Origin of the sequence: Microbacterium sp. K35, from assembly GCF_004794375.1 — a bacterium.
Taxonomy (GTDB): Bacteria; Actinomycetota; Actinomycetes; order Actinomycetales; family Microbacteriaceae; genus Microbacterium; species Microbacterium sufflavum.
In genome coordinates this window covers 1-987 of the sequence record NZ_SSDM01000307.1, presented here as the reverse complement: position 1 = coordinate 987, position 987 = coordinate 1, and the positions used below count along the sequence as shown (strand labels likewise).

Annotated in this window: 1 protein-coding gene and 1 pseudogene; both read left to right on the top strand. The window is 75.6% G+C overall.

Annotated features, from left to right (window positions below):
* Nucleotides 1-508, top strand: a pseudogene (locus DW299_RS12190) (primosomal protein N'); the annotation flags it as partial.
* Between the two features lie 19 nt (nt 509-527).
* The coding region (locus DW299_RS12185) for a methionyl-tRNA formyltransferase (protein WP_136036748.1) at nt 528-987 on the top strand (460 nt) is incomplete at its 3' end.

The following is a 987-nucleotide window of genomic DNA, read 5'->3' as shown; positions in this document are numbered from 1 at the left end:
GGACGGGCCGCGCATGCTGCAGTCGCCCGACCTGCGGATCGGCGAGGCGTGTCTGCGCTGGTGGTCGAACGCTGCCGCGCTGGCCGCCCCCGGGGCTCCGGTGCATCTGGTGGGGGTGGACGGCGCGGTCGCCAAGGCCCTCGCGACGTGGAACCAGGCGGGCTACGCGCGCTCGGAGCTGGAGAACCGCGCCCCGCTGCACATGCCGCCCGCCGCGCGCGTCGCGCTCGTGGAGGGCACGTCGGCCGCGGTCGCCCGCGCTCTTGCCGCTCTCGGGGAGCTGTCGCTGCCGTCCGACGCGGTGCTCGGCCCCGTCCCCGTCGAGGGCGACGACGACCCTCCGCGCGTGCGCGCCCTGGTCCGCTTCGACTACGGCGCCGGGGTGCGGGTGGCTACCGTCCTGCGCGCAGCCGTGGTGGCGGAGGCCGTGAACGGACGGCGGGGCCGAGCGCGCGCGGCCCGGAGCGCGCTCACGGTGCGCCTCGATATCCTCGATCCAGAGCTCTGACCCCTTCCGGAGAACCTTCATGCGCCTCGTCTTCGCCGGCACGCCCTCCGCTGCCGTGCCCACACTCCATCGCCTCGCTGCGGAGCACGACATCGCCGCGGTGGTGACGAGACCGGATGCGCCGCTCGGCCGCAAGCGCGTGCTGACGCCGTCGCCCGTCGCCCAGGCTGCCGCAGAACGGGGCCTCCCGGTCATCCGGGCGGCCCGTCTGGATGACGCGGTGACCGCGGAGATCGCCGCGCTCGAGCCCGAGCTGGGCGTGATCGTCGCCTACGGCGGGCTCGTGCGCGAGCCGTTGCTGTCGACGCCGGACGCCGGATGGATCAACCTGCACTTCTCCCTGCTGCCCGCCTGGCGTGGCGCGGCGCCGGTGCAGCGCGCGCTGATCGCGGGCGACGAGGTGCTGGGCGCCAGCGTCTTCCAGCTCGTGCCGGAGCTCGACGCGGGCGACGTGTTCGCACGGCGCACCGTGGCGGTGC